The 24,896-nt window shown below is 62.9% G+C and carries 25 protein-coding genes; 19 read left to right on the top strand and 6 right to left on the bottom strand.

The annotated features are described in order from the left end of the window. Positions 1–10: 10 nt before the first annotated feature. From HDG34_RS20850 to HDG34_RS20835, 4 genes are all read left to right on the top strand, one after another. On the top strand, positions 11–748 hold the full coding sequence (locus HDG34_RS20850) for an enoyl-CoA hydratase (protein ID WP_184061976.1): 738 nt from the start codon (positions 11–13) through the stop codon (positions 746–748). 114 nt (positions 749–862) lie between these two features. Continuing rightward, positions 863–1,621: an enoyl-CoA hydratase/isomerase family protein gene (locus tag HDG34_RS20845; protein ID WP_311734816.1), complete on the top strand. Its 759-nt coding sequence runs from the start codon at positions 863–865 to the stop codon at positions 1,619–1,621. Positions 1,622–1,676: 55 nt separating this feature from the next. Next, complete coding sequence (locus HDG34_RS20840; RefSeq protein WP_184061974.1) at positions 1,677–2,456, top strand: SDR family NAD(P)-dependent oxidoreductase; 780 nt, start codon at positions 1,677–1,679, stop codon at positions 2,454–2,456. A 21-nt stretch (positions 2,457–2,477) separates the two neighbouring features. Further along, positions 2,478–3,470: a nitronate monooxygenase family protein gene (locus tag HDG34_RS20835; protein WP_184061973.1), complete on the top strand. Its 993-nt coding sequence runs from the start codon at positions 2,478–2,480 to the stop codon at positions 3,468–3,470. Positions 3,471–3,537: 67 nt separating this feature from the next. On the opposite strand, the gene HDG34_RS20830 is transcribed toward HDG34_RS20835, so the two are convergent. Further along, entirely contained in the window at positions 3,538–4,473 is a 936-nt protein-coding gene (locus tag HDG34_RS20830; protein ID WP_184061972.1) for a FadR/GntR family transcriptional regulator, read from the bottom strand. A gap of 224 nt (positions 4,474–4,697) precedes the next feature. Between HDG34_RS20830 and HDG34_RS20825 the strand changes: the two genes are divergently transcribed. Beyond that, positions 4,698–5,807 (top strand): hypothetical protein, encoded by a 1,110-nt coding sequence (locus tag HDG34_RS20825; protein ID WP_184061971.1) that lies wholly within the window; start codon positions 4,698–4,700, stop codon positions 5,805–5,807. 68 nt (positions 5,808–5,875) lie between these two features. Here HDG34_RS20825 and HDG34_RS20820 read toward each other — a convergent pair whose 3' ends face one another. Genes HDG34_RS20820 through HDG34_RS20800 form a run of 5 tightly spaced genes read right to left on the bottom strand, consistent with a single transcriptional unit; the run spans position 5,876 to position 10,444 of the window. Beyond that, positions 5,876–6,652, bottom strand: a complete 777-nt coding sequence (locus tag HDG34_RS20820) for an enoyl-CoA hydratase-related protein (protein WP_184061970.1) — start codon at positions 6,650–6,652, stop codon at positions 5,876–5,878. A gap of 43 nt (positions 6,653–6,695) precedes the next feature. Then, complete coding sequence (locus tag HDG34_RS20815) at positions 6,696–7,460, bottom strand: glucose 1-dehydrogenase (RefSeq protein WP_184061969.1); 765 nt, start codon at positions 7,458–7,460, stop codon at positions 6,696–6,698. Positions 7,461–7,498: 38 nt separating this feature from the next. Beyond that, entirely contained in the window at positions 7,499–8,752 is a 1,254-nt protein-coding gene (locus tag HDG34_RS20810; protein ID WP_184061968.1) for a CaiB/BaiF CoA-transferase family protein, read from the bottom strand. 2 nt (positions 8,753–8,754) lie between these two features. After that, complete coding sequence (locus HDG34_RS20805; protein WP_090808761.1) at positions 8,755–9,231, bottom strand: MaoC/PaaZ C-terminal domain-containing protein; 477 nt, start codon at positions 9,229–9,231, stop codon at positions 8,755–8,757. A 49-nt stretch (positions 9,232–9,280) separates the two neighbouring features. Then, the gene (locus HDG34_RS20800) at positions 9,281–10,444 is read right to left on the bottom strand and encodes an acyl-CoA dehydrogenase family protein (protein ID WP_184061967.1); all 1,164 of its coding nucleotides are present in this window, start codon (positions 10,442–10,444) and stop codon (positions 9,281–9,283) included. Between the two features lie 387 nt (positions 10,445–10,831). Between HDG34_RS20800 and HDG34_RS20795 the strand changes: the two genes are divergently transcribed. The 14 genes from HDG34_RS20795 (at position 10,832) to HDG34_RS20730 (ending at position 24,846) form a co-directional block, all read left to right on the top strand. Beyond that, positions 10,832–11,197 carry a Zn-ribbon domain-containing OB-fold protein gene (locus HDG34_RS20795; RefSeq protein ID WP_184061966.1) on the top strand — a complete coding sequence of 122 codons (366 nt, stop codon included), beginning with the start codon at positions 10,832–10,834 and terminating at the stop codon, positions 11,195–11,197. A gap of 59 nt (positions 11,198–11,256) precedes the next feature. Then, positions 11,257–12,408 carry a thiolase gene (locus HDG34_RS20790; protein WP_184061965.1) on the top strand — a complete coding sequence of 384 codons (1,152 nt, stop codon included), beginning with the start codon at positions 11,257–11,259 and terminating at the stop codon, positions 12,406–12,408. Between the two features lie 105 nt (positions 12,409–12,513). Continuing rightward, positions 12,514–13,314: an enoyl-CoA hydratase/isomerase family protein gene (locus tag HDG34_RS20785; RefSeq protein WP_184061964.1), complete on the top strand. Its 801-nt coding sequence runs from the start codon at positions 12,514–12,516 to the stop codon at positions 13,312–13,314. 11 nt (positions 13,315–13,325) lie between these two features. After that, a complete protein-coding gene (locus HDG34_RS20780; RefSeq protein ID WP_184061963.1) occupies positions 13,326–14,132 on the top strand; it encodes an enoyl-CoA hydratase/isomerase family protein in 807 nt (268 codons plus the stop codon). A 17-nt stretch (positions 14,133–14,149) separates the two neighbouring features. Then, positions 14,150–14,965: an enoyl-CoA hydratase/isomerase family protein gene (locus HDG34_RS20775; protein WP_184061962.1), complete on the top strand. Its 816-nt coding sequence runs from the start codon at positions 14,150–14,152 to the stop codon at positions 14,963–14,965. A gap of 44 nt (positions 14,966–15,009) precedes the next feature. Further along, entirely contained in the window at positions 15,010–15,864 is an 855-nt protein-coding gene (locus HDG34_RS20770; RefSeq protein WP_184061961.1) for an SDR family oxidoreductase, read from the top strand. A 3-nt stretch (positions 15,865–15,867) separates the two neighbouring features. Further along, entirely contained in the window at positions 15,868–17,010 is a 1,143-nt protein-coding gene (locus HDG34_RS20765; protein WP_184061960.1) for a CaiB/BaiF CoA-transferase family protein, read from the top strand. 43 nt (positions 17,011–17,053) lie between these two features. After that, complete coding sequence (locus tag HDG34_RS20760; protein ID WP_184061959.1) at positions 17,054–18,253, top strand: acyl-CoA dehydrogenase family protein; 1,200 nt, start codon at positions 17,054–17,056, stop codon at positions 18,251–18,253. Between the two features lie 31 nt (positions 18,254–18,284). Continuing rightward, a complete protein-coding gene (locus HDG34_RS20755) occupies positions 18,285–19,439 on the top strand; it encodes an acyl-CoA dehydrogenase family protein (protein WP_184061958.1) in 1,155 nt (384 codons plus the stop codon). 34 nt (positions 19,440–19,473) lie between these two features. After that, the gene (locus tag HDG34_RS20750) at positions 19,474–20,640 is read left to right on the top strand and encodes an acyl-CoA dehydrogenase family protein (protein WP_184061957.1); all 1,167 of its coding nucleotides are present in this window, start codon (positions 19,474–19,476) and stop codon (positions 20,638–20,640) included. 16 nt (positions 20,641–20,656) lie between these two features. After that, the gene (locus HDG34_RS20745; RefSeq protein ID WP_090808781.1) at positions 20,657–21,463 is read left to right on the top strand and encodes an enoyl-CoA hydratase; all 807 of its coding nucleotides are present in this window, start codon (positions 20,657–20,659) and stop codon (positions 21,461–21,463) included. Between the two features lie 22 nt (positions 21,464–21,485). Beyond that, positions 21,486–22,355: a MaoC/PaaZ C-terminal domain-containing protein gene (locus HDG34_RS20740; RefSeq protein ID WP_184061956.1), complete on the top strand. Its 870-nt coding sequence runs from the start codon at positions 21,486–21,488 to the stop codon at positions 22,353–22,355. A 139-nt stretch (positions 22,356–22,494) separates the two neighbouring features. Further along, positions 22,495–23,703 (top strand): acyl-CoA dehydrogenase family protein, encoded by a 1,209-nt coding sequence (locus HDG34_RS20735; protein WP_184062012.1) that lies wholly within the window; start codon positions 22,495–22,497, stop codon positions 23,701–23,703. A 9-nt stretch (positions 23,704–23,712) separates the two neighbouring features. Next, the gene (locus HDG34_RS20730; protein ID WP_184061955.1) at positions 23,713–24,846 is read left to right on the top strand and encodes an acyl-CoA dehydrogenase family protein; all 1,134 of its coding nucleotides are present in this window, start codon (positions 23,713–23,715) and stop codon (positions 24,844–24,846) included. The last annotated feature ends 50 nt before the right edge of the window (positions 24,847–24,896 follow it).

Below are 24,896 nucleotides of genomic sequence, written 5' to 3'. Positions count from 1 at the left end.
AGGCATTGCCATGAACGCAAAAGCAACCGATCTGCTCGGCGTGCAGAGTGACGGAACGGTCCTCACGTTGACACTGAACCGGCCCGCGGCCCGCAACGCACTGAACCTCGCATTGACCGAAGCGCTGGTCGACGCATTGCATCGTTTCGAAGCGGACCAAAGTCTGCGCGTCCTTATCGTGACGGGCGCCGATCCGGCCTTTTGCGCTGGGCTCGACCTGAATGATTTTTCCGCGCCCGATGCGCCGCGCACGCGGGTCGCGGACATGATCGATATGTGGCCACGCATCACCAAGCCGGTAATCGCGGCGGTCAACGGCGCTGCCGTTACAGGCGGGCTGGAACTTGCAATGGGGTGCGATTTCATCATCGCGTCCGAGCGTGCGCGCTTTGCCGACACGCACACGAAAATCGGCGCGCTCGCGGGGGGCGGCATGACCGCGAGGTTGCCGTATATCGTGGGTCCGCGGTGGGCGAAGCAGTTCAGCTTGACGAGCGATCCGATTGACGCGGCCACCGCGTTGCGCATCGGCCTCGTGAACGAAGTGGTCAGCCACGAGCAACTGATGGAGCGGGCAGCATCACTAGCGAAGACGATTGCGAGCCGCCGCCCCGAGCTCGTCGCGACAGTCAAGCGCGTGATCGATCAGGGTGCGCTAGCTTCGCTGGAAGAGGCGTTGCGGATCGAGAAGGCGGCATTGGCGCAAAGAAAGCAAAGCGGCGGCATGGCGTGGCAGGTGGGGAAATAATCGCTTGCCTGAGCGAAGCGCGCGACGCGAGGGCCGTGACGCTGGCTCAATCAACAATTTCGCCCTGAGGGGACTCGCATGGCAAATCTCTACGATCTTCCAGACGACATTCAGGTGACGGTCGACGGCGGCCTGCGGATCATTACGCTCAATCGACCAGACGATCTGAACGCGTCGACCACCGAGATGCTCTTCAGTTACCCCAAGCTGTTTGCTGCGCTAGCCTCGGATCCCGAGGCGCGCGTCGGGATTCTCACCGGTGCGGGAAGGGCGTTCAGCGCCGGCGGAGACATGAATCACTTCGTCAAGACGCTCGACGACCCCGATTTTGCGCGCAACGTGCAGGAGAACGCGCGGCAAACGATCCACGGTTTCATCGACGTGCCGATTCCTCTGATTGCCGCCGTCAACGGGCCAGCCGTCGGTTGGGGCGCGACGATGGCTACGCTGTGCGATATCGTTCTGATGTCGGAGAAGTCTTTTCTCGCCGAGCCGCATATCAACATTGGTCTCGTCGTCGGAGATGGGATCTCCGTGTCGTGGCCGCTCTATACCAGTCTGCTGCGGGCGAAAGAACTGATCTTTACTGGAGATCGCATCACAGCGCAGCAAGCCGTTGATTTCGGTCTGGCCAATCGCGTTGTCGAACCCGACAAGCTGATGGAAGAGGCTACGACTCTTGCGCAAAAGCTGCTCAAGCAACCGCGCCACGCACTGCGCGAAACCAAGAAGCTGATGAACCTGCATCTCCATCGCAGTGCGGCCCAGATGCTCGACACGACCCTCGCACGCCAACTGGAGGCGACGCTCAGCGACGAGCATCACGAGATCGCGTCGGCGTTCATCGCCCAGCAGAAACGCAAGCAAGCCTGATCCTGACCGGTGAACCTTGCTTTCATCGACAAGCCTCCTTTTCTGCGGAGTACGTATGCGCTCATCGCTTTTTGACCTCACGGACAAGGTCGCAATCGTCACCGGATCGAGTCGCGGCATTGGCTATGCCAGTGCGCTCGGCATGGCGGAACACGGCGCCAAGGTCGTCGTTTCAGGCCGTAACGCCGACGCCTGCGAAACCGCCGCGCAAGCCATCAACGAAAAGGTCGGAACTCGGGTGGCCTTGCCGTTTGCCTGCAACATCGGCCGAAAAGCGGAGTTGCAAGGTCTCGTGGCTGCGGCGAACGGCGAGTGGGGCAGGGTCGACATCGTGATGGCCAATGCGGCGATTCACCCGTGGATAGGCTCGGCACTCGATCTGCAAGACGAAACGTTCAACAAGTTCATGCAGGTCAACGTCCAGAGCAATATCTGGCTCGCGCAGATGACCGTGCCCGGCATGATCGAGCGTGGCTATGGGCGCTTTATTTCGGTGGCATCCGTGGTTGGCCTGTTCGGCGATGCCGTGACGGGAACCTACGGGCTCACCAAAGCCGCCGACATGCAGCTCGTGAGAAACCTCGCGATGGAATTCGCCGCAAAGGGTGTCACTGCCAATTGCATCGCGCCTGGCACCTTCAAGACCGAGATGGCGCGATCGCAATGGGAGGACGAGGCGATGGTCGAATGGTACCGGGGTCGCAATCCATCACAGCGCTTCGGCGAGGTCGACGAGATCGCCGGGCTAGCCGTGATGCTCGCATCGCGTTCGGGCGGCTATATCAACGGCCAGACGATCGCGGTGGATGGCGGCCACACGATCTCGTTTCGCTGACCTGCAGGAGGGAAGGACATCGTGCGCCCCCAGATGTTCAGGACGCGAATCACCGATCTGCTCGGCATTCGTCACCCGATACTTTGCGGCGGTCTTGGGCCGCGCGTGTCCGACGCACGGTATGTCGCGGCCGTCGTCAACGCAGGCGGCATGGGCTTTATCGTCGGCGCGGGCTTTCCTGATTCCGACGAATTCCGCAACGAGTTGCGCACCTGTCGTGAACTCACCGGTGCAAAGAATTTCGGCGTCAATCTCTACATATCGCGGCAAGCGGGCGGAGTGGAGCGCGTCAAGCAACAGATCCGCATTCTGATCGAAGAGAACGTTGCCTGCGTGGAGACCGCCGGTGCGAGCCCCGAAGCGGTCGTGCCGTTGCTCAAGGAGGCGGGCATCAAGGTTTTGCACAAGGTGCCCGCTGTGCGCTATGCACATACGGCGGTGCGGATGGGCGTCGACGGTGTGATCGTCGTCGGCAATGAGTGCGGCGGCCATCCAGGCATCTACCAGATCGGTAGCATCGTGCAGGCCGCGCAGGCGCCGCGGGAGATTGGCCTGCCGGTTGTGATCGGCGGCGGCATCGGCACCGGGCGGCAGCTTGTGGGCGTGCTGGCGATGGGCGCCGACGCGGTCATCATGGGCACGCGCATGATGGTCGCCGAGGAGCTGTGGATTCATCCTGAAGTCAAGGCGAAGGTGGTGGCGGGCGACGGCAGCGAAAGCGTCGTGGTCAAGTCTGCGATTCGCGATCATCACCGTGTGCTGCGCAACGAGAGCGCCGAGGCGGTCATGGAACTGGATCGCGCGCAGGTGAGCGAGTTCGAGCGGTTCCGCCCTCACGTGATGGGCGCACTCGCGCACCAGGCTTACGTGACCGGCGACACGCGCAAGGGCATGATCGACTATGGGCATGCCGCGGTGTTTGCCGACGCGGTCAGGAAGGTCGAGGCAATTTTCGACGAGATGATCGACGACGCGGTGGCGGCGTCGAACCGGCTGAGCACGCTGACGCCGTAGATGGCTAGCACGGCGACGGATCGGGATCGGTGATCGTTGAGGCGGACAGGCAAGTGCAGCGCGGCCGCTACTCCAGCCACGTCCTGATCCCCGCGATGTAGTCGGCCATTTGCCTGCGAGCCTGCTCTTTATCGCGGGCAATGATCGCGCACGCGATCTCGCGATGGTATTCCTTGATCCTCGCCACGACGCGGTCGCGGTCCGTTCGGCTGCGCCGATGAAACGTGGAATGCGCATCGGCAAGTTGCAGGACGATGCCGTCGAAGAGACGCAGTGCGGGATCGCCGCAAAGTTCAGCGAGCAGGAAATGAAATCGCAGCAACTCATCGGCGCCGGCACGGCCGTCGAGTGGCGCCTCGGCCTGAACCTGGTCGAGCACGCGTCGCTCACCTTCATGGTCGAGCCGTTCGATGACGAGATCCATGGCGGCCAGTTCGAGCGTGCGGCGCGTCGCGAGAATATCGCGCGGCGCGATGCCCGCATACTCCAGATAGACGCTGACTGCCTGCATCGTCGCGCTCAGGTCCGGCTGGGCGACGATCACGGCGCCTGCGGTGCCGCGCTGCACCCTCACGATGCAGTGGTGCTCGAGCAAGCGGATCGCTCCGCGCAACGCAGCGCGACTTACTCCATGGACCTTCATCAATTCCTGCTCGGAGCCGAGCGGTAGTCCTGCCGGCCATCCCAGATCGATGATGTGTTTCAGCAGCGCCATGAAGAGCGTCTGCGCGCGCGTGATCGGTGCGCCGATCGCATTGCGCTTGCGGCGCGACTCGGCAGTTGGGGGCAGCGCAGGCGTCATCGCGGCCAGCATCGAGAGCCACTGCTGGCGCGGGGCTTGGCCAGGATGCATGTTGTCGCGCAGCTTTTCGCGGCGTTGCGCGGCGAACTGGCTGAAGAGGGCGACGTCGGCTGCCGGGACGACCAGTGTCAGGCTCACCATGCCTTCGGCCTTCTTGCGGGTGCGATAAGCGGCGACGCGTTCGGCAGACGACTTTGGCATGTCCGGGATCAGTATTAAATGCGAACGTCGTTCAATATATCGCACATGATCGTTACGTGTAACGAAGCTTTCGTGCGCGCAGGCAGCGCGCGTTTCCGGACCGCAGAGAAAGCCGGTAAATCAATACGTTAGCTCCTGTGCCCCTGTGCTGATCGCGCGCCGGGCGTGCTCCTGGCCAAGCGAGCGGATCGACCGGTTTTCAGCCACGCGCGAGGATACCTATAGTGAGCCGCTCCAACTACTTCACCATCGTGACGGGTGTAACGACCATGAGCGACACCAAACTATCCATGCCGCGCCGCGGCGACTTTGGCTGGCAGCCTCTTGTCAGCGCCTTCGAGCCCACCATCGAGGACATGCTGTCCAACCGCGCCTACTTCGGCATGCCGCCCGAAGCGCTCTACCTGTGGGGAACGCTGCGCGACGAGGATGGCGAGATCTATTGCCCGATGCGGCGGATTCCCGCTGGCCTGCGGACCGACGCGAAGGACACGCGGCGGCGTTTCTACCTGTGCACGACGCTCGGCCACGACGACGGCATGCATATGCATCCGGTAGGCAAGGAATCGGTGCCGAACGATGGATTCGCAAGAACGCTCGAAGAGGAGCGCATCCACTGGCGAAGCCACCCGCAGGCGCCCGGCAATCGCTTTCACGTCAGCTGGACGCCCGAGGATTGCAGCTGGTACGAAGAGAACGGCATGGATATCAAGGGCAAGCTCGTCAAGCCCGGCATGCACTGGTATCTGCCGGGCCGCGACGCGGGCATGTACTACGTCGCGAACATCTTCGAGATGGAAGGGACGATACTCGGAAAGAAGGTCCGCGGCATGATCGGCTTCGATCCGATCCATATGTACGAGGGCGGCGAGATCTACAAGACGAAAGATGCGCTGGTGCAGGAGAAGCTGGAACTCGTCTGGTACACGTGGGCGACGCGTTATAAGGATGGCAGCATCGACTTCGGGCACTTCACGCTAGGTAACGACATGTTCGGCTTCGCGATTCTCGGCAACGAGAAAGGCGAGGTGCGCTTTACCTATGACGTGACGGGCACCATCGATTTCGGCGCGAATGGGTATTGGCAGGAAGGCATCCGTTACTCAGCGTTCGGCGAAGAGTGGGAATTCATGCCCGATCCGCGCGGGCGTCTGGTCGGTCTCGGGACGCTCAAGAATCCGCAGGTGGACGGCCGCTGGCGGCGCGTGGGCGATGCGCGCGAGCCTGACGTGTGGTTCGCATGGGGCGAAGCCGCCCCGGAGCATGGCAGCCGCCCCATCAACCGGCTCCCGGGGCTTGGCACGCGTGTCGGCGTGAACTTCCGCAAATACTGAACTTCGGCGCGCGTATGCGCAAAGGGCGACGCCGAAGCCGAGCGTCGCCCTGCCGGCATTTGCGCCGGTCACTTCACGTACTTGCGAAACTCCGGCTTGCGCTTTTCGCGGAACGCATTGCCGCCTTCCTTCGATTCGTCGGTGTCGTAGTACATCGCAAGCGCCTGCATCGCGAACGCGCCGATGCCGCGGATGTTCTCGGTATCGATATTGAACGAGCGCTTGGCGAGCGCAATAGCGGTAGGGCTCATCTGCAGAATCTCGTCGCACCACTTCTTCGTTTCGGCGTCGAGTTGTTCCGCGGGCACGACGGCGTTGATGAGACCCCAGTCGAGCGCCTGTTTAGCGCTGTATTTGCGGCACAGGTACCAGATTTCGCGCGCGCGCTTCTCGCCGACGATGCGCGCGAGGTAGGCGGTGCCGAAGCCCGGATCGACCGACCCGACCTTCGGGCCGACCTGACCGAAGACCGCGGTCTCGGCAGCGATGGCGAGATCGCAGAGCGTCACCAGCACGTTGCCGCCGCCGATTGCATAGCCGTTCACGCGTGCGATCACGGGCTTCGGAATGTCGCGGATGATGCTTTGCAGTTCCTCGATCGGCAGACCGACTGTGCCGCGCCCGTTGTAGCCGTCGCCGGACTGGTCGCCGCCCGTGCAGAACGCCTTGTCGCCGGCGCCCGTGAGCACCACGACGCCGATATCCTTGTTCCATCCCGCGAGGCCGAAGGCCTTGATGAGCTCCTCGACGGTGTTGGCGCTGAATGCGTTGTACACCTTCGGGCGATCGATGGTGATCGTCGCGACCCCGTCCGCCTCCTGATAGCCGATGTCCTTGAATTCCATGTCGTATTCCAATGTTGTTGATTGATTGCGTTCGCGCTGCCGTTTATCCAGCCATCGTCAGACCGCCCGACACGCTGATGACCTGACCGCTGATGAACGCGGCGTCGTCACTCGCGAGAAAGGCCACCACGCCCGGGATGTCGCCAGGTTCGCCCATGCGGCCGAACGGCACGGCCTTCACCAGGGCGGCCTTGATGCGCTCGCCTTTCTCGCCCTGCGCGAGGTTGTCGAGAAGCGGGGTCGCGGTCGGGCCGGGGCAAACGACGTTGACGGGAATCATCTGGCGGGCCATTTCGCGTGCCATCGTCTTCGTGAAGGCGATGAGGCCGCCTTTGCAGAACGAGTACACCGCTTCCATCGAGGAGCCCACGCGTCCCGCATCCGACGAGATGTTGACGACGCGGCCACGGCCACGTTCGGCCATCCGTCGCAGCACGGCATGGTGCATGTTCAGCGGTCCGTACAGATTGATCGCCACCACTTTGTCCCAGAACGGTTTCTCGGTTTGCAGGAAGAACGCACCCATGTCCCAGCCGGCGTTGTTCACGAGAACCTCGATCGGTCCCAGTTCTTCCTCGACTCTCGCCACCGCAGCATGCACACCTTCGTGATCCGTGATGTCGACGCGGTAGGCTCGCGCCTTGCCGCCCGCCGCCTCGATTTCCGCCGCGACACGCACGGCGCCTTCTTCGTTCAGGTCGAACAGCGCGACGGTCGAACCTTCGTCGCCGAATCGTCTGCTGATGGCGGAACCGATCCCACCTGCCGCGCCAGTGACGACGACGACCTTCTCCTTGAGCCCCTTCATTGATTCCCTCCGTGATGTGCGAGGCGCTGTCGCGCCAGTTAATCCTTGCTCAGCGCTTCCGATACGGCTTCGCCCCTTCCTGTGGCCAGGGCGAGGAGAGCGCTCGCTTCGTCCGCGCTATATCCCGCTTCGACCAGAACCTCGATGCTGTGCTCGCCGAGATTCGGCGGCAGATAGCGAACGTTGCCGGGCGACTCGGAGAAGTGCACCGGTATCGAGGTCATGACCATGTCGCCCTCGGTCGGGTGCTCGAAGCGCTGGAAGAACCCGGTCTCCTTGATGTACGCGTCGTGCATCAGGTCTTTCAGGTCGCGCACGGGACCGTGCGGCACGTCCGCCAAGGCGAAGATCGCATTCCATTCCGCAGTCGTCTTGTTGCGGATGGCGTCGCCGACGATGCGATACAGCTCGCTGATGTTGCGCATACGCTCGGCCATGTGGTGGAAGCGCGGGTCGTCGAGCAGATGCGCTGCATCGATTGCGCACAGCACGCGGCGCCATTGCTCGTTATTCACGGCGAGCAGGCAGATATGCCCGTCTTTTGTCGCGTAGGGCCGGCGGTGCGGCGAGAACATGCGCGGATAGCCCAGGCCGGTTCCGTCATTGGAGCCCAGCGCACCTTCCCAAAGATGCTCGAAAAGATTGAATTGCAGCATCGTTTCGAACATCGGCACGTGGACGAGTTGGCCGACACCGGTCCGCTCGCGGTGATAGAGCGCCATGCCGATTGACGACGCCAGCACGTAGCCGCAGAACTTGTCGACGATCACGGTGGGGAAGTATCGCGGCGAGCCGTCCGCGTCGCGGTTCATCGCGGCAATGCCGGTTTCACCCTGAATCACGTCGTCGAAAGCGGGGCGGTCCTTGTAGGGTCCGTCGATTCGATAGCCGGCACCCGACGCGTACACGATGCGTGGGTTGCGCGCCCGCACGGTTTCATAGTCGATGCCGAGGCGCTCGGCGGCACTCGGGCGCATGCTGTGCACGATGACGTCGGCGGTCTCGACGAGCTTGAGCAGCGCTTCGCGGCATTCGGCCTGCTTCAGGTTCAGGATCACGCTGCGCTTGTTGCGGTTCATGATCGTATAGAACACTGCCATGTCGGGATTGCGGCCAGGGCCATTCTTGCGGTTCTGGTCGCCTTCGGGCGGTTCGATCTTGATGACGTCCGCGCCCATGTCGCCGAGTAGCTGCGTGGCGACCGGACCGAGCACGTTGATGGTCAGGTCGATCACGCGGACACCGGCTAACGGGCCGGTCGCCGGTTCGAGGGGTTGTTGGGGATTTTCCATGCTCAGGCCTTGTATTCCTTGCCTTTAACGAGTCTGAGCGGCGTGTACACCATCACTTCCGTGCCGTCCTGCCTGATCACGCGGTTACGGGTGCGCACCAGCCCAAGTCCGGGGCGCCCCTTGCTAGGCCTGCATTCGATCACCTCGCATTCCACGTGAATCGTGTCGCCCACATAGGTCGGGCCTTTGATGTCGAGTTCCATGTTGAGGAACGCGAAGCCGACGCCCTGCATGGTGGCCTGCGTGAGCAGCCCTTCCATCAGCGTGAAGACCAGCGCGCCCGGCGCGACGCGCCCCTTGATGGCCGACTGCTCGCGAAGAAACTCAGTGTTGGTGAACAGAACTTCCAGCATGCCGGTCACCGAAACAAAGTTCACGACATCCGTTTCGGTCACCGTGCGGCCCACGGTCTTGAACTTGCGTCCAACGGGCAGGTCCTCCCAGTGAATTCCCAGACCAACCGTTTCGATTTCTTCCATTGCCTGTCCTCTGTCGTTGTCGGCTCGGCTGTTAGCTGAGCTGTCGTTGTCAGTTCTTCTTGATGCGGCCTAGCACGCTGTCCGCGACGATGTTGCGTTGGATCTGGTTGGTGCCTTCGATGATCTGCACCACCTTCGCGTCGCGGAAATAACGGTTGATCGGGTACTCGTTGGAGATGCCTGCGGCGCCGAATAGCTGCACGGCATCGGTCGCGACCTTCATGGCGACATCCGACGCGAACATCTTCGCCATCGCCGCCATTGGGGCGAGTTCACGGCCGCTAACGCCCGCATCGACGAGCGACGCCGTGCGATAGACGAGTTGGCGCGCGGCCTCGGTCTGGGTGACCATGTCAGCGATCATCCAGCGCACACCCTGAAAGTTGCTGATGCTCTGGCCGAATGCAACGCGGTCCTGAATGAATTTGACGGTGTGATCGATCGCGCCCTGCGCGATGCCAACCGCGCGCGCGGCCACGATGGGACGGCTCGTGTTGAGCGCCTCCATGGCCACCTTGAACCCCTGGCCGCCTTCCGGCCCGAGACGGTCTTCCGCGCGGATGAAGGCATCGTCGAAGTAAAGGGGGCACGACGCCACGCCGCGCGCGCCCATCTTGTCTTCTTCGTTGCCGATCGTCAGGCCCGGCGTGTTGCGATCGACGATGAAAAGATTGATCCCGAGCGCCTGTCCTTCCTCGTCGAGCGTCCTGGCGGCGACGAGAATGAAGTCGGCGATATGCGAATTCGTGCACCAGATCTTTGAGCCGTTGAGCACATAGCCGCCGTTCTTGCGGCGCGCTGTCGTGCGAATGCCCGAAACGTCGGAGCCGCTTTGAGCCTCGGTAATGGACAGCGCACCGCGCAACTCACCGGAGGCGAGACCCGGCAGCAGGCGAGCCTTCTGCTCTTCCGTGCCGCCTTCAAGAATGGCTCCGAACGGTGTCCATTGCACGACCAGCAGATAGCCCGTGTTGTAGCAAACCCGCCCGAACTCCTCGACGGCGATGCAGGCCGACATCACGCTGCCGGCGCCGCCATACGCTTCAGGAAACGGCAACGTGAAGAGGCCGAGTTCCTTGAGCAGTGCGTACATGTCGTGCGGATACCCGGCCGTACGGTCGATCTCGTCGGCCCGCGGCGCCACGCGCTCCCTTGCGACGCGACGGATGAGGTCGCGGATCTGAAGCTGGTCGTCTGTTAGTTCGTATGTCACTTCGAGCTCTCTTGCTAACGGTTTTTTCGGGCCGGCCCCGCGGATTCGTCTCCGGAGTGGGGATACGTCGCCCCCGCCGACCACTTCCTGATCACATTCGAAGTCTTCACGTTTATGAACGATGTTCGATAAATTAAACGAAGGGCCGGGTGATCGTCAAGCTCTGAAACCGGCTCCCGCGGGTTTGTCCGAGGTGCGTCGGGAATTTGGTCGGGATGTAGTTTCAGCCTTGCGCGGCGGGGCACGGCAGGGCTTTCCCGCCGTTGACAGCGCGCTCCCAGTGCGTTTAATATTTGGAACAGTGTTCGGTTATTTGTTCAATTTTGGCCCGACAGAACGGCTCGATTCGGCGCGAGCCCATGGCAAAACGATTTGGAGGAGCGGGGAATGGACTCTCTTTGTCCTGAAGTCGATTATCAGAAATTCCTGGCCGAGGGCCGCTTGATGATCCAGCGCAGCCGCGGCAGCGGCCGCTATGTCTTCTACCCGCGGGTGGCTGAGCCGGTTACCGGGATGCGCGATCTGGAGTGGGTCGAAGCCTGCGGGAAGGGGACGGTTTATTCCACTACCGTGGTGCGCCAGAAATCGCCCACGCCCAGCTACAACGTCGCAGTGATCGATCTGGAAGAAGGTGTGCGCATGCTGAGTTGTGTGGAGGGCATCGAGCCGGAGGCCGTGCGCATTGGCATGCCGGTGCAGGCGAAGATCGTGTACCGAGGGGAAGCGGCATTGCTTGTGTTCGAACCAGCCTGACGCCCGCTAACCCGCAGCCGGCCGTCAACAGCCGGTCACACCGATGAAAGGTAGATCGAATGGAATTCAACTTGCGCGGGCGTACCGCACTGGTGGCGGGCGCCACCTATGGGATGGGGGAAGCACCTGGCTTGTCGTCGCTGGACCTTGCTGCGCGTGCGTCCGTTGACGCGCTCGCCCAGGTGGGACTTACGCCTGGCGATGTAGACGGCCTTTTCGTGTGCACGCCGGACGACATGCTGTCGGGTCTCACGTTTGCCGAATACCTCGGTATTAACCCGAAGTTCACCGACAACAACCGAAGCGGCGGATCGGCGTTCGAAATCTACGCGCACACGGCGGCCATGGCGTTGTGTACGGGACAGATCGATGTTGCCTTGATTGCATATGGGAGCAATCAGCGCAGCGCGGCGGGCAAGCTCGTGCAGTCGTCGCGTCCTTCGCCGTGGGAGAGCCCGTATAAGCCGATGAATCCGGTGTCGTCGTATGCGCTTGCGGCGGCGCGTCATATGCATCAGTACGGCACGAAGCGTGAGCATCTGGCCGAGGTGGCCGTCGCCGCGCGCAAGTGGGCGCAACTGAATCCGGATGCGTATATGCGCGCGCCCATGTCGATCGACGACGTGATGGGCGCGCGCCTCGTGTCGGATCCGCTTTCCGTGCGCGATTGCTGCCTCGTGACGGATGGCGCGGCAGCGATCGTCATGGTGCGCGCCGGTCGAGCGCGTGATCTCACCGACAAGCCGGTGTATCTGCTCGGCGCGGCTTCGGCCACTTCGCACCGCGAAATCGCGAGCATGCCGGATCTCACGGTGACTGCCGCAGCGGAATCGGGCAGGCGTGCGTATCAAATGGCGGGCGTGAAGGCGAACGATATCGATGTCGCGATGCTGTACGACGCCTTCACGATCAACACCATCCTGTTTCTCGAAGACCTCGGCTTTTGCCCTAAAGGCGAAGGCGGCCACTTCGTTTCAGACGGCGGCATCGCGCCGGGCGGCCGGCTCGCGGTCAATACGAACGGCGGCGGTTTGTCCTGCGTTCACCCCGGCATGTATGGGCTGTTCCTGATGGAAGAATCGATGCGGCAATTGACGGGCCGCGCTGGTGAGCGCCAGATACCCGGTGCGAAACTGGCGATCGCGCACGGTAACGGTGGTGTGCTCTCGAGCCAGGCCACGGTGGTTCTCGGGACGCAGGAAACCCTGTAAAGACACGCTGTAAGACACGCCGCCCGCCAGGGTCACTGTCAACAGCTTTGCATGGGATCGGAGTAAGCGCTAAAGCGCTAACCCCGATCGACAGGAGACGGACAGATGAGCGAAGAGACCAGCAGCGATGCAGCAGAGATCGTACAGGTCCGGCAAGACGGTGCAATCGCGATCGTCACATTGAACTATCCCCAACGGCGAAACGCGTTTTCGCTAAAGATGCGCGAGACGTTGTACGCGCGGCTTTATCGCCTGATGCATCACGAGGAAGCCTGCCGTGCGATCGTACTGACCGGCGCGGGCAATACGTTTTGCGCGGGTGGGGACATCTCGGAGATGCAGACGCGCAAGGTGCTCGAATATCGACAGCGCAATGAACTGCCGCTCGATATCTTCAGACTGATGGTGGAAGGCCCGAAAGCGATCGTCGCCGCCGTCGAAGGGTTTGCGTTTGGCGCCGGTCTGTCGCTCGCCGCCGCTTGCGATTACGTCGTCACATCGTCGGCCGCGCGATACGCGAGCGCGTTCGTCAAGGTCGGACTGCTGCCCGATACGGGGCTCTATTGGTCGTTGTCGCAGCGCGTGGGCGGTGGCCTTGCACGCGAGCTCATGTTGAGTGCTCGTGAGTTCAACGGCGTCGAAGCGGGCGAGACCGGTTTTGCCAATCAGGTCGTCGAGCCCGGCGAGGCGCTGAACGCGGCCTCGAAGGTGGCGCAACAGTACGCGGAACTGCCCTCGGTGGCCACCGCGCACCTGAAGGCCGCGCTCGCGACGGGCATCCGTACGCTCGACGACGCCATCGAAGCGGAAGTCAACCTGCAGCCCATCCTGCGCCGCAGCCGCGAACACCAGGAGGCAGTGAGCGCCTTCATGGAAAAGCGCAAGCCGGTGTTCGTGGCCGACTGAAGGAAGCCAACATGAGCGAAAAAGAAACGGCAGAAAACGATACGACGTCGCTGATCGAGGTGACCCGCGAGGGACCGGTCGCGATCGTGACGTTAAACAATCCCCGACGCCGCAACGCGATGGGACGTCAGATGCGTCAGTTGTTGCGCGACACGATGCATCGGCTGATGGTGGACGATCCGGACTCGCGGGCAATCGTCCTGACGGGCGCGGGCGAGCACTTTTGCGCCGGCGCCGACATCTCCGAGATGACGCAGCGCACGATCCTGCAAAGCCGCGAGATTCTGGCGGAGTCGTGCGTGGTAGTGCGCGAAATGCAGGCGGGACCCAAGCCGGTCGTGGCGGCCGTGGAAGGCGTAGCCTTCGGCGCCGGGCTGTCGCTCGCGGTCGCGACCGACTATGTCGTGGCTGCATCGAATGCACGCTTTTGCGCGGCGTTTCTGCGCGTCGGCCTGATTCCGGACACCGGTATTCTGTGGACGCTTCCGAAGCGCATCGGCATGGCTCGCGCGAGGGAGATGCTCTCGCTCGCCACGGAAATCGACGGCGACAAGGCCGGCACGATTCACCTTGCCAACGAAGTCGTCGGGCCGGGTACTGCGCGCGCAAAGGCAATCGAAGTTGCGCGCGGTCTTGCCGACTTGCCGCCGCTCGGCGTGGCGCTGCTGAAGGACGCGCTGACCAACGCGGCGACGACCATGGAAGGCGCGCTGCGAGCCGAGATCGACTATCAGCCCATCCTGCGTCAGTCGAAAGACCATCAGGCTGCCTGCAAGGCGTTTATGGAAAAGACCAAACCGGTCTTCACGGGTGAGTGAGCGCGGGGAGCAAGGCGATGAGTATCGAGCAGAAGGAAAAAGCCGCGGGCGCCGACGAGATCGTGCAGGTGCGCCGTCAAGGCGACGTGAGCATTGTCACGATGAACTACCCCGAGCGCCGCAACGCGTTCTCCATGAGGATGCGCGTTGCGCTGACCGAGGTCTTGCACCGGCTGATGCACGACGATCCGCAAACGCGCGCCATTGTGCTGACAGGCGCGGGCGGCCATTTTTGCGCGGGCGGCGACCTGTCCGAAATGCACGCGACCACTCTACAGTTGCTGGCGCTTCGTGAGCGTATCGCGGTGGGCGTGCGTCTGTTCAAGCTGATTTATACGGGCACGAAGCCGGTCGTCGCGGCGGTGGAGGGCACGTGCTATGGAGCGGGGCTGTCGCTGGCGGCTGCATGCGATGTCGTGGTCGGTGCCGATACCGCGAAGTACTCATGTGCGTTCGGCAAGGTCGGACTGCTTCCCGACACGGGAATTCTATGGACGCTGCCGCAAAAGGTCGGCGGCAGCAAGGCGCGTGAGTTGATGCTGAAAGGCGATGTCATCGACGCGGCCACGGCGCGCCGCATCGGCCTGGTCAGCGAGGTGGTCGCGAGCGGCGGCGCGCTCGATGCGGCGATCGAGGCCGCGGCGCGCTTCGCGAACTATCCGCCAGTGACGCTGGCGCTCCTGAAGGCGAGCCTCGTCAATGCGGGCAATTCGATCGAAGACGCATGCCGCCTCGAAACTGACCTCAATCCGCTGACCCGTCAAACGAGCGACCACGCGGAGGCGGTGACGGCCTTCATGGAAAAACGCAAGCCGGTTTTCACGGGTGCCTGACGCCGCCATTCTCCGTTGCTGTCCCTACTGGAAGTTCAACGCATATGTTTACGCCTGACCTGCTGAAGAACAAAAGAATCCTCATCACCGGAGGAGGCACCGGCCTTGGTAAGAGTATCGGCCTGCGCTACCTCGAACTGGGCGCCGATCTCGTCATCTGCGGTCGCCGCAAGGAAGTGCTGGACGCGACGGCCGACGAGTTTCGCGGCGTCGTGCCTGGCGCGCGTGTCACGACGGTGCAGGCGGACGTGCGCAGCGCCGAGTCCGTCGAGTCGATGATGGAGACCATCTGGCGGGATGGTCCGCTCGACGTATTGCTGAACAACGCGGCGGCCAACTTCATCGCGCGCACGGAAAGCCTGTCGGCGCGCGCGGTGGATGCGGTGCTCGACATCGTGCTGCACGGCAGCTTCTATTGCACGATCGCGGCGGGCAAGCGCTGGATCGACGCGGGTCACCCGGGCAACGTGATCAGTACCGTATCGACGCCCACGATGACCGGCTCGGCCTTTACCGTGCCGTCCGCGGCCGCGAAGGCGGGTATTCTCGCCATGACCCGCAGCCTTGCGGTCGAGTGGGGCCCGAAGGGCATTCGCCTGAACGCGGTGGCGCCCGGACTGTTCCCGACGCCGGGCGCATGGGAGCAGTTGTACCCGCCGGGCTCGCAGGTCGAGCCGCAGGAGCGCTCGGTGCCGCTGAGGCGCTTCGGCGATCACGCGGAACTTGCCAATCTCTACGCTTATCTGGCGTCCAATGGCTCCGGCTACATCACCGGCGACATGATCGTGATCGACGGCGGCCGCTGGATGCAGGGTGTTGGCGGCCCGACCTTCCGCGCGATGCAGGACTGGACCGACGAGCAATGGGACGCCATGCGCGCCCACGCTCGCAAGGGTTGAACCATGGGTCCGCTTGCAGGAGTTCGCATCATCGAGCTGGCCGGCATCGGCCCGGGGCCCATGGCGGCGATGCTGCTCGCCGATCTGGGTGCGACGGTGTTGCGCATCGAACGTCGCCAGCCGGTCAAGCTCGGTATCGAGCGTCCGCTGCGCTACAACCTGTTGCTGCGCAACCGGAAGACGATTGCGCTCGACCTGAAAGACCCGAAGGCCGTCGAACTCGTGCTGACGCTGGTGGAGCGCGCCGATGCCCTGATAGAAGGTTTCCGACCCGGCGTGACCGAGCGACTCGGGCTGGGCCCGCAGGCCTGCCTCGAACGCAATCCGAAGCTCGCTTACGGACGCATCACGGGTTGGGGCCAGGAAGGTCCGCTCGCGCAGTACGCCGGGCATGACCTGAACTACATCGCGATCACCGGCGTCCTCAACGCAATTGGCCGCCGCGATCAGCCGCCGTCGATACCGCTGAATCTGATCGGCGACTATGCGGGCGGTTCGCTGTACCTTGCAATGGGGCTCCTGGCGGCGATCCTGCATGCGCGCAACGGCGGCGCGGGACAGATCGTGGATGCCGCGATCGTCGACGGCACGGCCAACCTTGCTACCACGTTCTTCGGCATGCAGGCTGCCGGCATCTGGCGCGACGGGCGCGGGACGAATATCACGGATTCGGGATCGCACTTCTACGACGTTTATGAATGCGCGGACGGCAAGTGGATTACGGTCGGTCCCATCGAGGACAAGTTCTATCTCGAACTCCTCCGCCTGCTCGACATCGATCCGCAAACGCTGGGTACGCAGCTCGACGCAAGCAACTGGCCCGCCGCGCGCGCACTGTTCGCGCTGAAATTCAAGCGACGCACACGCGAGCAATGGACCACCTTGCTCGAACACACGGACGCGTGCTTCGCACCGGTTCTGTCGTGGACCGAGGCACCCGAGCATGCGCATCTGAAGGCGCGCGGCACGTTCATCGAAGTGGACGGCATCGTGCAGCCCGCGCCGGCGCCGCGCTTCTCCGCCACGGTGCCCGAGAAGCCGACGGCGCCCGAGGCGCCCGACGCGACCACGATCGACACCGCGCTGGCGGCATGGCTCGAACCGGGCCGCATTGGCGAGTTGAAAGAAGCGGGAACGCTGGCCTGAGCCGCACCCGACAGGCGACCCATAAAGACGAAACGAGACACTCATGGATCTGCGATATACCGACGAAGAGCTGGCGTTCCGCAATGAGGTCAGAGCCTTCTTCAAGGAAGCGCTGCCGGCCGACATCCGACGCAAAGCTACCTTGGGGCAGCGCTATTCGGCGGCCGACCTGCGTCGCTGGCAACGCATGCTCTACGAGCGCGGCTGGGCGACGCCAGCGTGGGACGAGGCGTGGGGCGGGACGGGCTGGAGCGCGGTGCAGCAATACATCTTCAAGGAAGAGCTGCACATGGCCCCGGCGCCCGAGACGCTGTCATTCAACGTGAACATGATCGGTCCGGTTTTGATCGCGTTCGGCAGCGAGGAGCAGAAGCGCCATTTCCTGCCTCGCATCGCGAGCCTCGAATACTGGTTCTGCCAGGGATTCTCCGAGCCCGGAGCCGGTTCGGACCTGGCCGCGCTGCGGACCCAGGCGGTGCGCGACGGGGACCACTACGTGATCAACGGCCAGAAGCTCTGGACTTCGACGGCGCATCACGCGGACTGGATGTTCTGTCTCGTACGCACGGATTCGAGCGGCAAGAAGCAGCAGGGCATCACGTACCTGCTGATCGACATAAAGACGCCGGGCCTGACCGTGCGCCCGATCGTCACGATCGACGGCCACCATGAAACCAACGAGGTGTTCTTCGACAACGTGCGCGTGCCGGTTGCGAATCGCATTGGCGAGGAAAACAAGGGTTGGGACTACGCGAAGTATCTCCTTGGCAACGAACGCAGCGGCATTGCGCGCGTGGGCGTTTCGAAGATGCGCGTGCGTCACGCGAAGGATCTTGCGAAGCGCGTGCCCTGCGGCGACGGTGTGCTGTGGGACGACTCGCGTTTTCGTGAACGTGTCGCGGCTGTCGAGGTGGAACTGAAGGCCTTGGAGATGACGCAGATGCGCGTGATCGCCGAGAGCAGCGCGCAGCAGAGCCACGTGCCCGACCCGAAGACCTCGATCCTGAAGATCAAGGGTTCGGAGCTGCAGCAACTCGCAGCTGAATTGCTCCTCGAGGTGGCAGGGCCGGATGCTCTACCGCTCGACCTCGACTTCCTGCGGGGGCTTGCCGATCCGGTTCGCGAACCCGAATGGGCGCTCACGATCGCGCCGAATCACTACTTCGCGCGCCACGTCTCGATCGTGGGCGGCTCCAACGAGATTCAGAAGAACATTCTCGCCAAGTCCGTACTGGGACTTTGAGCGACGGGCGAACTGCGGAGAAGCATGAGATATGGACTTTGATTTCACCGATGAGCAACGCATGCTCAAGGACAGCGTCGACCGGCTCGTCAAAGACGAGTATGGATTCGAGCAGCGCGCGAAGTATCTCGCTGAGCCGGACGGTTTCAGCCGCGAGCTTTGGGTGCGTTACGCCGACATGGGTCTGTTGGGCCTTTCGTTTGACGAGGAATACGGCGGCAGCCACTGCGGCCCTGTCGAAACGATGATCGTGATGGAGGCGTTGGGCCGCGCTCTCGCGGTCGAACCGTATCTCGCGACGGTCGTGCTGGGCGGCGGCTTGGTGCGGCTTGGCGGCAACGCGGCGCAACGCGCGGCGATTCTGCCGCAGATTGCGCAGGGTGAGTTGCAGATGGCGTTCGCACACAGCGAGGCGCAGGCGCGGTACGACCTCGCGGACGTTGCGACCACCGCACGACGCGAAGCCGCCGGCTGGGTGCTCGACGGCGCCAAGCGCGTCGTGCTCCACGGCGGTAGCGCCGACCTTCTCGTGGTGTCGGCCCGCGTGTCCGGTGGGAGGCGCGAGCGTGACGGCATCGGGCTGTTCGTGGTCAGGGCCGACGCAGAGGGCGTGACGCGCCACCCGTATCCGACGCAAGACCGGCTGCGTGCGGCAGACATTCAGTTGTCCGGCGTGCGCGTTCCAGATAGCGACGTTCTGGGCACCGCGGGCGCCGCGTTGCCGCTGATAGAAAGGGTCGTTGCGCACGCGATCGCGGCAGTGAGCGCGGAAGCCGTAGGTGCAATGGCAGCTGCGCACGAAGAAACCGTGGAGTACCTGAAGGTCCGCAAGCAGTTCGGGGTGCCTATCGGATCATTCCAGGCGCTCCAGCATCGTGCAGTCGACATGCTCGTCATGGTGGAGCAGGCGCGCAGCATGGCGCTCTTCGCGACCATGATGAGCGAGGAGCCGGACGCGGCGGAACGCGATCGCAGTATGTCGGCGGCGAAAGTGCAGATCGGGCGCTCGGGCCGCTTCGTCGGTCAACAAGGCGTGCAATTGCACGGCGGCATCGGGATGACCGAGGAGTGCAAGATCGGTCACTACCTGAGACGCCTGAGCGTGATCGATATCCAGTTCGGTTCGACCGAACATCATCTGACCCAACTCGCCAATGCAGGCGGACTGATCGATGCAGCAGCGTGAGCCGCGCGTCCAGCCAAGCAAACGGAAACCATTCATGAGCCGAATTTCCCCACCCGATCAATATCAGGAACTGCGCGACGCCTTGCGCGACCTCTCGAAGGCGTACCCGGACGAGTACTGGCGCCGTATCGATCATGAGCGCGTCTATCCCGAGGCGTTTGTGGACGCGCTGACGAAGGCCGGCTGGATGGCCGCGCTGATCCCTCAGGAGTATGGCGGTTCAGGTCTCGGGTTGGCCGAGGCGTCCGTGATCATGGAGGAGATCAACCGCAACGGCGGCAACTCTGGCTTTTGTCATGGCCAGATGTACAACATGAATACGCTGCTCAGAAACGGCTCGGAGGCGCAAAAGCGCAAATACCTGCCGAAGATCGCGAGCGGAGAATTGCGTCTGCAATCGATGGCTGTGACCGAACCGACCACCGGAACGGATACGACGAAGCTGAAGACCACTGCTGTAAAAAGAGACGACCGGTACGTGGTGAACGGCCAGAAGGTGTGGATATCACGCGTGCAGCATTCGGACATGATGATCCTGCTCGCACGCACCACGCCGTTGTCGGACGTGAAGAAGAAGTCGGATGGGCTGTCGTGCTTTCTCGTGGACCTGCACCAGGCTATCGGCAATGGCCTGACCGTGCGGCCGATTCCGAACATGGTCAATCACGAGACGAACGAACTGTTCTTCGACAATCTGGAGATTCCTGAAGAGAACCTGATTGGCGAGGAAGGCAAGGGCTTCAAGTACATCCTCGACGGACTCAACGCCGAGCGCGCACTGATCGCGGCCGAGTGCATCGGCGACGGCTACTGGTTCGTCGAGCGCGCGTCGAAATACGCCAGCGAGCGTATCGTGTTCGACCGGCCCATCGGTATGAACCAGGGCATCCAGTTCCCGATCGCCGAGGCCTACATCGACGTGCGCGCGGCGGATCTGATGCGCTACAAGGCCTGCGAACTGTTCGACAACCATCAACCGTGCGGCGCGGAAGCGAACATGGCGAAGCATCTCGCTGCCACGGCTTCGTGGAAAGCCGCGAATGCCTGTCTGCAGACCCATGGCGGCTTCGGTTTCGCTTGCGAATACGATGTCGAGCGCAAGTTCCGCGAAACCCGGCTCTATCAGGTGGCGCCGATTTCGACGAACCTGATCCTGTCCTACGTCGCCGAGCACGTGCTCGACCTGCCGCGTTCATTCTGAGTTTTGGAGGGATCTGATGCGCTTCGAGACCATTCTGTACGACGTCAAGGACCGGGTAGCGACGATCACGCTGAACCGCCCGGAACACATGAACACCTGGAACGACCAGGTGGCGACCGAAGTGTACGAGGCGATGCAGGCGGCGGGCGCGGACCATGGCGTTCGCGTGATCGTTTTCACCGGCGCGGGCAAGGCGTTTTGCGCGGGCGGCGATATTCACAGCTTCGGCGGTGATCCCGCCGCGCTCATGACGAAGCTCCCGCGTCCGTTCGATATGCGCAAGCGCGCCGACTGGCAAACGCGCTGCTCTTACTACCCGGCCATTCCGAAGCCGGTGATCGCGATGCTCAACGGCGCCACTGTCGGCATTGGCCTGATCCACGCCCTTTTCTGCGACATCCGCTTTGCGTCCGAAGACGCGACCATCACGACGGCATTCGCGCGCCGCGGCCTGAGCGCGGAATACGGCATGGCCTGGATACTCGCGCGTCACGTCGGCCAGGCACATGCGCTCGACCTGCTGCTGTCGGGACGCAAGATCAAGGGGCGCGAAGCCGAACGTATGGGACTCGTGAATCGGGCAATTCCGGCGGACAAGCTGGTCGAGGAGACCTATGCGTACGCGCGTGAAATGGCGGAGTACTGCTCGCCGCGCTCGATGCGCATCATGAAGGAGCAGGTCTGGGAGGTGCCGTTCCAGACGCCCCACGAGGCGGTGATACACGCCGGGTTGGACATGCCGATCGCCAACCAGTGCGATGACTACAAGGAAGGCATGGCGAGCTTTCTCGAGAAGCGCAAGCCCAACTTCACGGACTACTGAGCACCCATAGGACTACCACCTCATGCTGAACTACGAAGTCGTCAAGAACTGGCCGATCGAAGATGTCACGCAGACATATAGCGAGCGCGACGTGATGCTGTATTCGCTGGGTCTCGGGTTGGGCGCAGACCCGCTGGACGCAGAACAGCTGCGCTACGTCTATGAAAAGGACCTGCAAGCGATGCCGACTTGCGCGGCCGCGTTCGCATGGCCGAAATCGTGGATGCGCGATTCGCGTACGGGCATCGACTACCTGAAGCTCGTGCACGGTGAGCAGGACGTTCGCTTCATGCGCCCGATGCCGGTTGCAGCGACCATCGTCAGCAAGACGCGGGTGAGCCGCATCTCGGACAAGGGCGCGGGCAAGGGCGCGATCGTCGAGCTCAAGCGTGACATCATCGACGCCTCGACGGGCGAACAACTTGCCGAAGTCCGGCAGGTCTCCTTTCTGCGCGGCGACGGCGGGTTCAGCGCCGGGTCGGGCGCGAGCGACGCGCCGCCCGAAGCGCTTCCGGCTGTGCCGGAGCGCGCGCCGGACGCGGAATACGTGTTTTCGACCGGCGCGCATGCAGCGTTGATCTACCGCCTTTCGGGCGACGCCAACCCCCTGCACGCGGACCCGGAGGTGGCATCGAAAGCCGGATTCAAGCGGCCCATTCTTCACGGCCTCGCGACCTATGGCATGGCGGGTTACGCCGCGATTCGCACCTTCGCGGGCAACGATGCAACGCGTCTGAAGCGACTCGCCTTGCGCCTGACCGCGCCGGTGTACCCCGGCGAAGAAGTGCGCTTCCAGTTCTGGCGGGACAGGGACACGCGTCTGCATCTGCGGGCGCGCGTCGACGCACGCGATGTGGTGGTGCTGAACAACGGAATCGTGGAAATTGCCTGAAACCGCGCCCGGCAGCGCCGACGTGCTTTGCCGGGCCGCGACTGGAGCCTGAAATGAAACGACCCCCATGCTCACTGTTGTTCGCGGCCCCCCGGGGGGGCTTCAGCCTCCCTTGGGGGCGGCCCGGCGGGAGGCTGAAATGGACCTGAAAGAGAGTCCCGCCGACAAGGAATTTCGCGCCACGGTGCGCGAATTCGTAGCGACTCATTTGCCCGACGACATTCGTGAACGGGTGCTGAACTTCCGCCATGTGCCGCGCGAAGACTACGTGCGCTGGCAACGCATTCTGGCCGGGAAGGGATGGGGCGCACCTGCATGGCCCGCGCAATTCGGCGGCGCCGCCTGGAATGCCGCGCAGCGCAACATTTTCGACGAGGAATGCTTTACCGCCGGCGCGCCGCGCCAGATGCCGTTTGGCCTTTCGATGGTTGGACCTGTAATCCAGAAGTTCGGCACCGACGCGCAGCGCGAACGGTTCCTGCCGCGCATCATCTCGATGGAGGACTGGTGGTGTCAGGGTTACTCCGAGCCGGGTGCGGGTTCCGATCTGGCGTCGCTCAAGACGCGTGCGGACCGTGTCGAGCGCGACGGTCAACCGTTCTACGTCGTCAACGGCCAGAAGATCTGGACCTCGTTTGCCCAATGGGCGAACTGGATTTTCTGCCTGGTCCGCACGGATGGCAGCGGCCGCCCACAGGAAGGCATCTCGTTCCTGCTGATCGATATGTCGACGCCCGGCATTACGGTCAGACCCATCCGCACGCTTGACGGCGGCCACGACGTCAACGAAGTGTTCTTCGACAATGTGGCAGTGCCAGTGAGCAATCTCGTCGGTGAGGAGCATCGCGGCTGGTCGATCGCCAAGTACCTGCTCGGCCACGAGCGGACCAACATCGCCGGCCTCGGCAACTGCAAGCGTTTCATGCGACGTCTGAAGGAGATTGCCAGCACCGAGCGTAAGCACGGCAAGCCTCTCATCGAGGACGTCCGCTTTCGCGATCGCATCGCCAGGGTGGAAATCGATTTGATCGCGCACGAATGGTCGCTGCTGCGCGTCGTCTCAGCCGAAACTGCAGGACGTCCCATCGGACCGGAGGCTTCGGTGCTGAAAATCCGCGGTTCGGAGATTCAGCAGGAGCTTACGGAGCTGATCATGGAATGCGCAGGCCCCTATGCGGTGCCTTTTGTAAGCGAAGCGCTGGAGGCGCACTGGCGCGGCGAAACCGCGAACGGCGAGCTGCTCAACGCGCTGGCCGCGCACTACCTGGACTGGCGCAAGATTTCGATCTACGGCGGTTCGACTGAAGTGCAGAAAAACATCATCGCCAAGCAGGCACTCGGCATCTGAGGACACGCCATGGACTTCACGCTGGTTGAAGAGGAACAGATGCTGGCCGACGTGGTCGGCCGTTTCGTCGAAAAGGAATACGACTTCGAGGCGAGGCGCCGTCTCGCCGCTACTCCCGAGGGCTGGTCGGCTGCGCACTGGACGACGCTGGCCGAAATGGGCGTGCTGGCGCTGAACGTGCCGCAGGATCATGGCGGCCTTGGCACGGGGCCGGTCGAGACCATGCTCGTGATGGAGGCCTTCGGCCGTGGACTCGTACTGGAGCCGTTTGTTTCGACGGCCGTGATCGGCGCGAAGCTGATCGGGCGCGCGGGACACGAGGCGCGCAAGGCCGAGCTGCTGGCCGGTATCGCCGACGGCAGCCTGAAGACCGCGCTCGCGACACTCGAACCTGGTGCGCGTTTCGATTTGTGGAACGTTGCGACGAGGGCCGAGCCAACGCGTGACGGGTTCATCCTGAATGGACGCAAAGGCGTTGTACTGCACGGCGACAGCGCGGACATTCTGCTGGTTTCGGCGCGTAGCGCAGGCGAGCAGACCGACAGGCACGGCATCACACTCTTCGCCGTCGATGCGCGAACGCAAGGCGTGAGCGTCAAAGGATTTCCGGCACTCGATGGCCAGCGTGTCGCCGAGGTAGTGCTGGACGACGTACACGTCGGTGTAACGGCTGTCATCGGCGCCGTCGATCAGGGCTACCCGTTGCTCGAGTGGGTCGTCGATCAAGGCATTTTTGCGCTGTGCGCGGAAGCGGTCGGCGCGATGTCGCGGCTGAGCGATCTGACCTTTGAATACCTGCGCACGCGAAAGCAGTTTGGTTCGCCGATCGGCAAATTCCAGGCGCTGCAGCATCGCGCCGCCGATATTTTGACCGCGGTAGAGCAGGCGGAATCGATGGTCTTCTTTGCTGCCGCGAAACTTGGCGAGGACGATGACCTGGAAGCCCATCGTGCTGTTACAGCCGCAAAGGCGCTCATTGGCCGTAGTGCACGCTTCGTGGCACAGCAAGCGGTACAACTGCACGGAGGGATGGGCATGACGGACGAACTGGCGGTGGGGTGGTACGTGAAGCGGCTCACCTGCATCGACATGACTTGGGGAAACACCGAACACCATATCGAGCTGTACGGCGCGTTCCTGTAATTGCGGTTAATCAGATGAAGAATGGTCCCGACCGCTCATACCGGTCGATT

Origin of the sequence: Paraburkholderia sp. HC6.4b (assembly GCF_014200875.1) — a bacterium.
Lineage (GTDB): Bacteria > Pseudomonadota > Gammaproteobacteria > Burkholderiales > Burkholderiaceae > Paraburkholderia > Paraburkholderia tuberum.
The sequence above is the reverse complement of the archived record's forward strand: the minus strand, read 5'-3'. Positions and strand labels throughout refer to the sequence as shown.

Excerpts from the sequence above, each read along its gene's own strand:
- HDG34_RS20850 (WP_184061976.1), top strand. The coding sequence starts at position 11 with ATGAACGCAAAAGCAACCGATCTGCTCGGCGTGCAGAGTGACGGAACG.
- HDG34_RS20840 (WP_184061974.1), top strand. The coding sequence starts at position 1,677 with ATGCGCTCATCGCTTTTTGACCTCACGGACAAGGTCGCAATCGTCACC.
- HDG34_RS20830 (WP_184061972.1), bottom strand. The coding sequence starts at position 4,473 with ATGCCAAAGTCGTCTGCCGAACGCGTCGCCGCTTATCGCACCCGCAAG.
- HDG34_RS20820 (WP_184061970.1), bottom strand. The coding sequence starts at position 6,652 with ATGGAATTCAAGGACATCGGCTATCAGGAGGCGGACGGGGTCGCGACG.
- HDG34_RS20815 (WP_184061969.1), bottom strand. The coding sequence starts at position 7,460 with ATGAAGGGGCTCAAGGAGAAGGTCGTCGTCGTCACTGGCGCGGCAGGT.
- HDG34_RS20810 (WP_184061968.1), bottom strand. The coding sequence starts at position 8,752 with ATGGAAAATCCCCAACAACCCCTCGAACCGGCGACCGGCCCGTTAGCC.
- HDG34_RS20805 (WP_090808761.1), bottom strand. The coding sequence starts at position 9,231 with ATGGAAGAAATCGAAACGGTTGGTCTGGGAATTCACTGGGAGGACCTG.
- HDG34_RS20795 (WP_184061966.1), top strand. The coding sequence starts at position 10,832 with ATGGACTCTCTTTGTCCTGAAGTCGATTATCAGAAATTCCTGGCCGAG.
- HDG34_RS20790 (WP_184061965.1), top strand. The coding sequence starts at position 11,257 with ATGGAATTCAACTTGCGCGGGCGTACCGCACTGGTGGCGGGCGCCACC.
- HDG34_RS20785 (WP_184061964.1), top strand. The coding sequence starts at position 12,514 with ATGAGCGAAGAGACCAGCAGCGATGCAGCAGAGATCGTACAGGTCCGG.
- HDG34_RS20780 (WP_184061963.1), top strand. The coding sequence starts at position 13,326 with ATGAGCGAAAAAGAAACGGCAGAAAACGATACGACGTCGCTGATCGAG.
- HDG34_RS20775 (WP_184061962.1), top strand. The coding sequence starts at position 14,150 with ATGAGTATCGAGCAGAAGGAAAAAGCCGCGGGCGCCGACGAGATCGTG.
- HDG34_RS20770 (WP_184061961.1), top strand. The coding sequence starts at position 15,010 with ATGTTTACGCCTGACCTGCTGAAGAACAAAAGAATCCTCATCACCGGA.
- HDG34_RS20765 (WP_184061960.1), top strand. The coding sequence starts at position 15,868 with ATGGGTCCGCTTGCAGGAGTTCGCATCATCGAGCTGGCCGGCATCGGC.
- HDG34_RS20760 (WP_184061959.1), top strand. The coding sequence starts at position 17,054 with ATGGATCTGCGATATACCGACGAAGAGCTGGCGTTCCGCAATGAGGTC.
- HDG34_RS20755 (WP_184061958.1), top strand. The coding sequence starts at position 18,285 with ATGGACTTTGATTTCACCGATGAGCAACGCATGCTCAAGGACAGCGTC.
- HDG34_RS20750 (WP_184061957.1), top strand. The coding sequence starts at position 19,474 with ATGAGCCGAATTTCCCCACCCGATCAATATCAGGAACTGCGCGACGCC.
- HDG34_RS20745 (WP_090808781.1), top strand. The coding sequence starts at position 20,657 with ATGCGCTTCGAGACCATTCTGTACGACGTCAAGGACCGGGTAGCGACG.
- HDG34_RS20740 (WP_184061956.1), top strand. The coding sequence starts at position 21,486 with ATGCTGAACTACGAAGTCGTCAAGAACTGGCCGATCGAAGATGTCACG.
- HDG34_RS20735 (WP_184062012.1), top strand. The coding sequence starts at position 22,495 with ATGGACCTGAAAGAGAGTCCCGCCGACAAGGAATTTCGCGCCACGGTG.
- HDG34_RS20730 (WP_184061955.1), top strand. The coding sequence starts at position 23,713 with ATGGACTTCACGCTGGTTGAAGAGGAACAGATGCTGGCCGACGTGGTC.